The organism is Pseudomonas sp. Je.1.5.c (genome assembly GCF_051129895.1).
GTDB classification, from domain to species: domain Bacteria; phylum Pseudomonadota; class Gammaproteobacteria; order Pseudomonadales; family Pseudomonadaceae; genus Aquipseudomonas; species Aquipseudomonas urmiensis.
The window spans coordinates 184,160-192,204 of record NZ_JBCPSP010000007.1 but is presented as its reverse complement, the minus strand read 5'-3'; the positions used below and the strand labels follow the sequence as shown (position 1 = coordinate 192,204).

Sequence of the window (8,045 nt, the reverse complement as noted above, 5' to 3'; positions counted from 1 at the left end):
GGGCAAGCCCGCTCCCACGCCCCTGGCACTGAAAGCGCTGGCGTGGGAGCGGGCTTGCCCCGCGATGGGGTCAGCCTGAACCCTGCGGCGCTCAGCTTTCCTTCTTCTGCAGACGCACTGCCAGCACATCGCACGGCGCACCATGCAGCACGTCATTGGCAGTGGAACCCAGTAGCAGCGCCAGGCCATGACGACCATGGCTGCCGACCACGATCAGGTCGCACTGTTGATCCTTGGCCAGCTGATGAATCTCTTGGCGCGGCTGGCCGTAGACCAGGTGCGAATCACCGCGGTTGATATCGGGGTACTTGTTGTACAAGCGCTCCATGCGCTCCTTGGCCTGGTCGAACTGCTGTTGTTGCAGCTGCGACAGGTCCATCGGCACGTCACCGCCAAAGGCCATGGCCATCGGCTCGACGATGTGTACCAGCGATACCTTCGCGCCGTTAGCCAGAGCGATCGCCTTGGCGCGCTTGATCACCGGGTCGCATTCTTCGGTCAGGTCGACGGCGACCAGAATATGTTGGTATTCCATGGGTGGTACTCCTGACAATCGCGATAGTAGAAGTATGGTCGCTTTCGCGCCGATTAACGTGAAACCTGGCTAACCAGCTCATTTGCAACGCTTTATGGGATCTACAGATATGACGGTATGGCTGGTGGTGTCAATCCTTGCGCTGATTCTCAGCCCTCTGGCGTGGTTGCGCCCCTCACGCAAACAGAGCGAGCAGATGAACCTGCGCCTGGAGGGTCGGCGTATGGGCCTGGCCATGCAATTGGCACCGCAGCAGTGGCCGCACTGGCTACAAGACCAGCCGCCAAGCCCTTGTCCGCAGTACCATCGGGCGCGGCGCAAAGGGCGCGACGATTGCTGGGCCTACTGGCAGGTGAGTCCCGGGGTATGGTGGAACACGTGGCGTGAGCCTTGTGCCGATCCACGCCTGACCGAGCAATTTGCCCGCCTGCCAGGCAATGTCTACCTGGTCGAGGCCAATACCCAGATGATCGCTCTGTACTGGGGAGAGCGCGGCGATAGCTCTGTGTTGCAGAATATTGCCCAGACCTTGGAAACCCTCGCTTAAACCATCGAAACGACATCGCGGGGCAAACCCGCTCCCGCGTTAGCGTGGAGTGGGCTTGCCCCGCGATGCGTTCTGCAGCCGCAGAAAGGCCAGGCAGGCCGGGAAACATTCGACTCGCCCCTCACTATAGCTAGCCTCAGCGAATTTGCGTTTAGCCAAACGCTTTTTTCTCCTGCCTCTTTGTTTATCGCTGTCATGAATGTCTGGCGATCACTGTCATCAGGGTTTGCACCCAAGCGTTGCAAAATGACCGGAAAGTCGCGTTTTCACACTGCTTGCGAGCATTTGACAACGTCGATCATTTCGGAGAATGTGTGCATACCCAAATCAAACGGGCGTATGAATTGAGCGTTTGTATGTCAGACCGCTCGTACGAATCCCGACTATCGCGCTGACGGGTGTGCCTGGTAAGACCGCTGAATAGACAGCGTTTCAGCCAGCGTTCGGCGTGTACAGTTCAGCTTCCATATCGTGGAGATCAGTTGATGATTTACGAAGGTAAAGCCATCACGGTTAAGGCTCTTGAAAGCGGCATCGTCGAACTCAAATTCGACCTCAAGGGTGAGTCCGTCAACAAGTTCAACCGCCTGACCCTGGACGAACTGCGCCAGGCCGTAGCTGCCATCAAGGGCGATGCTTCGGTCAAGGGCGTTATCGTCAGCAGTGGCAAGGACGTGTTCATCGTCGGCGCCGACATCACCGAATTCGTCGACAACTTCAAGCTGCCCGAGGCCGAACTGGTCGCTGGTAACCTGGAAGCCAATCGCATCTTCAATGACTTTGAAGACCTCGGCGTGCCTACTGTCGCTGCCATCAACGGCATTGCTTTGGGCGGTGGCCTGGAAATGTGCCTGGCCGCCGACTACCGGGTCATGTCCAGCAGCGCCAAGATTGGCCTGCCGGAAGTCAAGCTGGGCATCTACCCAGGCTTTGGCGGCACCGTGCGCCTGCCGCGCCTGATCGGTTCGGACAACGCCATCGAGTGGATTGCCGCCGGTAAGGAAAACCGTGCCGAAGACGCCCTGAAAGTCGGCGCAGTCGACGCTGTAGTCGCACCTGAGCTGCTGCAGGCCGCCGCCCTGGACCTGATCAAGCGCGCCATCAGTGGTGAGCTGGATTACCAGGCCAAGCGCCAGCCCAAGCTTGAGAAACTCAAGCTCAATGCCATCGAGCAGATGATGGCCTTCGAAACCGCCAAAGGCTTCGTTGCCGGCCAAGCGGGCCCGAACTACCCGGCGCCGGTCGAAGCGATCAAGTCGATCCAGAAAGCGGCCAACTTCGGCCGTGACAAGGCGCTGGAAGTCGAAGCCGCAGGTTTTGCCAAGCTGGCCAAGACCGACGTCGCCGCCAGCCTGATTGGCTTGTTCCTCAATGATCAGGAGCTCAAACGCAAGGCCAAGGCACATGACCAGATCGCCCAGGACGTGAAACAGGCCGCCGTGCTCGGCGCCGGTATCATGGGTGGCGGTATCGCCTACCAGTCGGCGGTCAAGGGTACGCCTATCCTGATGAAGGATATTCGTGAAGACGCCATTCAGTTGGGCTTGAACGAAGCCTCCAAGCTGCTCGGCAACCGCGTCGAGAAGGGCCGTCTGACCCCGGCGAAGATGGCCGAGGCGCTCAATGCCATTCGCCCGACCCTGTCCTATGGCGATTTCGCCAATGTCGACATCGTCGTCGAGGCGGTGGTCGAGAACCCCAAGGTCAAGCAAGCCGTGCTGGCTGAAGTGGAAGGCCAGGTCAAGGAAGATGCGATCCTCGCTTCCAACACCTCGACCATCTCCATCAACCTGCTGGCCAAAGCCCTCAAGCGCCCAGAAAACTTCGTCGGCATGCACTTCTTCAACCCGGTGCACATGATGCCGCTGGTGGAAGTGATCCGTGGCGAGAAGTCTAGCGAAGTGGCCGTGGCCACTACCGTTGCCTATGCCAAGAAAATGGGCAAGAACCCGATCGTGGTCAACGACTGCCCGGGCTTTTTGGTCAACCGCGTGCTGTTCCCGTACTTCGGCGGCTTCGCCAAGCTGGTCAGCGCTGGCGTCGACTTCGTGCGCATCGACAAGGTCATGGAAAAGTTCGGCTGGCCGATGGGCCCGGCCTACCTGATGGACGTGGTCGGTATCGACACAGGCCACCACGGCCGCGACGTGATGGCCGAAGGCTTCCCGGACCGCATGAAGGACGATCGCCGCTCTGCCGTCGACGCCCTGTATGAGGCCAATCGCCTCGGTCAGAAGAACGGCAAGGGCTTCTACGCCTATGAGACCGACAAGCGCGGCAAGCCGAAGAAAGTCGCCGATGCCAGCGTGCTGGATGTGCTCAAGCCGATCGTCTTCGAACAGCGTGAAGTCAGCGACCAGGACATCATCAACTGGATGATGATCCCGCTGTGCCTGGAAACCGTCCGTTGCCTGGAAGATGGCATTGTCGAAACCGCCGCCGAGGCCGATATGGGCCTGGTGTACGGCATCGGCTTCCCTCCCTTCCGTGGGGGCGCGCTGCGCTACATCGACTCGATAGGGGTCGCTGAGTTCGTCGCCCTGGCCGACCAGTACGCCGATCTGGGGCCGCTGTACCACCCCACCGCGAAGCTGCGCGAAATGGCCAAGACTGGCCAGCGCTTCTTCAACTGAGCGCCCAAACGAGTTAGAGCGAGAGTATTGATATGAGCCTGAATCCAAGAGACGTGGTGATTGTCGACTTCGGTCGGACCCCGATGGGCCGTTCCAAGGGTGGCATGCACCGCAACACCCGTGCCGAAGACATGTCCGCGCACCTGATCAGCAAACTGCTGGAGCGTAACGACAAGGTCGATCCAAAAGAAGTCGAGGACGTGATCTGGGGCTGCGTCAACCAGACCCTGGAGCAGGGCTGGAACATCGCCCGCATGGCCTCCTTGATGACCCAGATCCCGCACACCTCGGCCGCGCAAACCGTCAGCCGCCTGTGTGGCTCGTCGATGAGCGCGCTGCACACCGCCGCCCAGGCGATCATGACTGGCAATGGTGATGTGTTCGTCATCGGTGGCGTCGAGCACATGGGCCACGTCAGCATGATGCATGGCGTCGACCCTAACCCGCATATGTCGCTGCATGCGGCAAAGGCCTCGGGTATGATGGGCCTGACTGCCGAAATGCTTGGCAAGATGCATGGCATCAGCCGTGAACAGCAAGATGCCTTTGGCTTGCGCTCGCACCAGCTCGCTCACAAGGCGACCCTGGAAGGCAAGTTCAAGGACGAGATCATCCCGATGCAGGGTTATGACGAAAACGGCTTCCTCAAGGTCTTTGACTTCGACGAAACCATTCGCCCTGACACCACTCTGGAAAGCCTGGCCGCCCTCAAGCCTGCCTTCAATCCAAAAGGTGGTACGGTCACTGCCGGTACTTCTTCGCAGATCACTGACGGTGCTTCGTGCATGATCGTCATGTCTGGCCAGCGCGCCATGGACCTCGGCATCCAGCCGCTGGCGGTGATTCGCTCCATGGCAGTAGCGGGCGTCGACCCGGCAATCATGGGTTACGGCCCGGTGCCATCGACCCAGAAAGCCCTCAAGCGCGCCGGCCTGACCATGGCCGATATCGACTTCATCGAGCTCAACGAAGCCTTCGCCGCACAGGCCCTGCCAGTGCTGAAAGATTTGAAAGTGCTCGACAAGATGAATGAGAAGGTTAACCTGCACGGCGGCGCCATTGCTCTGGGCCACCCGTTCGGTTGCTCCGGTGCACGTATTTCGGGCACCCTGCTCAACGTCATGAAGCAAAATGGCGGTACCCTGGGCGTCGCCACCATGTGTGTCGGCCTGGGCCAAGGCATCACCACTGTCTTCGAACGCGTCTGATCGCGATCGCTAGGCAGCAACCGGGGCCATGTGCCCCGGTTTTTGTTTTTTACAGAATTTGTTCAAGAGGGTCAGCGAGATGCACATACAGCCAGGCGTATACCGCCACTACAAGGGCCCTGAGTATCGTGTATTCGGCGCTGCGCGGCACTCCGAAAGCGAAGAGTGGGTAGTCTTCTACCAATGTCTGTATGGTGATTACGGGCTTTGGGTGCGACCCCTTTCGATGTTCCTGGAGTCAGTCGAGGTTGACGGCGAGCAGGTGCCACGCTTTGCTTTGGTCACGGCCGAAGAAGGGCGGTTCGAGCATCCCGGTGCAGACCAGGCTTAGTCGACTGCGCTTGACCTCACCCTGTTGCCACTATATATAGCGGTGCCGCGTGCGGCACCTGACGCGTTTTTCATTTTCAGATTCAGGAATACTCCGATCCATGGGCAAATCGCTGGTCATTGTGGAATCCCCGGCCAAGGCCAAGACCATCAACAAGTACCTGGGCAGCCAGTACGTGGTGAAGTCGAGTATCGGCCACATCCGTGACCTCCCCACCAGCGGTTCGGCCAGCACCAGTAAGGAGCCGGCGGCCAAGCGTGGCAAGGCTGCAGCGGGTGAGGCGCCGGCCTTGTCGCCGAAAGAGAAGGCTCGGCGCCAGCTGGTCGCGCGTATGGGCGTCGATCCGGATGCGGGCTGGAAGGCCAAGTACGAGATCCTGCCGGGCAAGGAAAAGGTCATCGACGAGTTGCGTCGTTTGGCAAAAGATGCCGACACCATCTATCTCGCGACCGACTTGGACCGCGAAGGGGAGGCGATTGCCTGGCACCTGCGTGAGGCCATCGGCGGTGACGACACTCGCTACAAACGCGTGGTGTTCAACGAAATCACCAAGAAAGCCATCCAGGAGGCGTTCTCGCAGCCGGGTGAGCTGGATATCGACCGGGTCAACGCCCAGCAGGCACGGCGCTTCCTCGACCGCGTCGTGGGCTATATGGTCTCGCCGCTGCTGTGGTCGAAGATCGCCCGTGGCCTGTCGGCAGGTCGCGTGCAGTCGGTAGCGGTCAAGCTGGTGGTCGAGCGTGAGCGCGAGATTCGTGCCTTCAACCCTGAAGAGTACTGGGAAGTGCACGCCGACCTTGGCACCGCCAAGGATGCCAAGGTGCGTTTCGAAGTGGCGCGCGAGAAGGGTGAAGCCTTCAAGCCGCTCAACGAAGCCCAGGCCATGGCTGCCCTGGACAAGCTCAAGGCCTCCAGCTACAGCGTGGCCAAGCGCGAAGACCGGCCAACCAGCAGCAAGCCTTCGGCGCCGTTCATTACCTCGACCCTGCAGCAGGCCGCGAGCAATCGCCTGGGCTATGGCGTGAAGAAGACCATGATGATGGCGCAGCGCTTGTACGAAGCCGGCTACATCACCTACATGCGTACCGACTCGACCAACCTGTCGGCTGACGCTGTGGACATGGCTCGCAGCTACATCGAGAAAGAATTCGGCAAGCAGTACCTGCCTGAAGCGCCGATCGTGTACGGCAGCAAGGCAGGCGCCCAGGAGGCGCACGAGGCGATTCGTCCTTCCGATGTCAACATCCATCCCACCAAGCTCAGTGGCATGGAGCGTGACGCCGAGCGTCTGTACGAGTTGATCTGGCGCCAATTCCTGGCCTGCCAGATGCCGCCTGCGCAGTACCTGTCCACCAGCGTCACAGTCAACGCCGGTGACTTCGAGCTGCGTGCCAAGGGCCGTATCCTCAAGTTCGACGGTTACACCCGGGTGCTGCCGCAACAGAGCAAGCCAGGCGAAGACGATGTGCTGCCGGACATGGCCCAGGGCGAGGCGCTCAAGCTCATCAAGCTCGACCCAAGCCAGCACTTCACCAAGCCGCCGGCGCGCTTTACCGAAGCCAGCCTGGTCAAGGAAATGGAAAAGCGTGGCATTGGCCGTCCATCGACCTATGCGGCGATCATTTCCACCATTCAGGACCGTGGCTATGTGACCCTGCATAACCGCCGCTTCTACTCCGAGAAGATGGGCGACATCGTCACCGAGCGTCTGTCGGAGAGCTTCTCCAACCTGATGGACTACGGCTTCACCGCCGACATGGAAGAAAACCTCGACGACGTCGCCCAGGGCGAGCGCGACTGGAAGAACGTTCTCGACGAGTTCTATGGCGACTTCAGCAAGAAGCTGCAGACTGCCGAGTCGTCGGAAAACGGCATGCGCGCCAACCAGCCGACCATGACCAACATTCCGTGCAAGGAATGCGGCCGGCCGATGATGATTCGTACCGCCTCCACCGGCGTGTTCCTTGGCTGCTCAGGCTACAGCCTGCCGCCTAAAGAGCGCTGCAAGGCTACCGTCAACCTGGTGCCAGGCGACGAAATTGCCGCCGACGACGAAGGTGAGTCGGAGTCGCGGGTGCTGCTGGGCAAGCATCGCTGCCCGATCTGCGCCACGGCGATGGATGCCTACCTGCTCGATGAGAAGCACAAGCTGCACATCTGCGGTAACAACCCAGATTGCGTCGGCTACGAGATCGAGCAAGGCAGCTACCGCATCAAGGGCTACGAAGGGCCGAGCCTGGAGTGCGACAAGTGTGGCAGCGAGATGCAGCTCAAGACTGGCCGTTTCGGCAAGTTCTTCGGCTGCACCAACCCTACGTGCAAGAACACCCGCAAGCTGCTCAAGAGCGGCGAAGCGGCGCCACCGAAGATGGATAAGGTGGATATGCCGGAGCTCAAGTGCGAGAAGGTCAACGACACCTACGTGCTGCGTGACGGCGCTTCGGGGCTGTTCCTGGCTGCCAGCCAGTTCCCGAAAAACCGCGAGACGCGTGCGCCCTTGGTAATGGAAATCATCCCGCACAAGCACGAGATCGATCCGAAGTATCACTTCCTCTGCGAAGCGCCGCAGAAGGATCCGGAAGGTCGCCCGGCGGTGATCCGCTACAGCCGTAAGACCAAGGAGCAGTACGTGCAGTCCGAGGTCGATGGCAAGCCGACGGGTTGGAAGGCGTTCTACGACGGCAACGCGTGGAAGGTAGAAGACAAGCGCTGATCGATCCTGGCTGAACATTCGCGGGGCAAGCAAGCTGCCACCCTAGGGCTCGAGTTTGAGTCCAGGGCGTGGGAGCGG

At 60.2% G+C, this 8,045-nt stretch carries 6 protein-coding genes; 5 read left to right on the top strand and 1 reads right to left on the bottom strand.

What is annotated here, in order from left to right; translation table 11 throughout:
* Positions 1–91: 91 nt before the first annotated feature.
* Complete coding sequence (locus tag AAZU54_RS08755) at positions 92–535, bottom strand: universal stress protein (protein ID WP_186556326.1); 444 nt, start codon at positions 533–535, stop codon at positions 92–94.
* A gap of 109 nt (positions 536–644) precedes the next feature.
* Between AAZU54_RS08755 and AAZU54_RS08750 the strand changes: the two genes are divergently transcribed.
* The 5 genes from AAZU54_RS08750 (at position 645) to topA (ending at position 7,967) form a co-directional block, all read left to right on the top strand.
* Complete coding sequence (locus AAZU54_RS08750) at positions 645–1,082, top strand: hypothetical protein (RefSeq protein WP_186556327.1); 438 nt, start codon at positions 645–647, stop codon at positions 1,080–1,082.
* A 485-nt stretch (positions 1,083–1,567) separates the two neighbouring features.
* Entirely contained in the window at positions 1,568–3,715 is a 2,148-nt protein-coding gene (gene fadB / locus AAZU54_RS08745; protein WP_264235426.1) for a fatty acid oxidation complex subunit alpha FadB, read from the top strand.
* A 32-nt stretch (positions 3,716–3,747) separates the two neighbouring features.
* Positions 3,748–4,923: an acetyl-CoA C-acyltransferase FadA gene (gene fadA, locus AAZU54_RS08740; RefSeq protein ID WP_186556329.1), complete on the top strand. Its 1,176-nt coding sequence runs from the start codon at positions 3,748–3,750 to the stop codon at positions 4,921–4,923.
* A gap of 79 nt (positions 4,924–5,002) precedes the next feature.
* Positions 5,003–5,254: a DUF1653 domain-containing protein gene (locus tag AAZU54_RS08735; protein WP_186556330.1), complete on the top strand. Its 252-nt coding sequence runs from the start codon at positions 5,003–5,005 to the stop codon at positions 5,252–5,254.
* A gap of 100 nt (positions 5,255–5,354) precedes the next feature.
* Entirely contained in the window at positions 5,355–7,967 is a 2,613-nt protein-coding gene (gene topA, locus AAZU54_RS08730; protein WP_405128800.1) for a type I DNA topoisomerase, read from the top strand.
* The last annotated feature ends 78 nt before the right edge of the window (positions 7,968–8,045 follow it).

Coding starts and splice junctions, on each gene's coding strand:
- AAZU54_RS08755 (WP_186556326.1), bottom strand. CDS start 535: ATGGAATACCAACATATTCTGGTCGCCGTCGACCTGACCGAAGAATGC.
- AAZU54_RS08750 (WP_186556327.1), top strand. CDS start 645: ATGACGGTATGGCTGGTGGTGTCAATCCTTGCGCTGATTCTCAGCCCT.
- fadB (WP_264235426.1), top strand. CDS start 1,568: ATGATTTACGAAGGTAAAGCCATCACGGTTAAGGCTCTTGAAAGCGGC.
- fadA (WP_186556329.1), top strand. CDS start 3,748: ATGAGCCTGAATCCAAGAGACGTGGTGATTGTCGACTTCGGTCGGACC.
- AAZU54_RS08735 (WP_186556330.1), top strand. CDS start 5,003: ATGCACATACAGCCAGGCGTATACCGCCACTACAAGGGCCCTGAGTAT.
- topA (WP_405128800.1), top strand. CDS start 5,355: ATGGGCAAATCGCTGGTCATTGTGGAATCCCCGGCCAAGGCCAAGACC.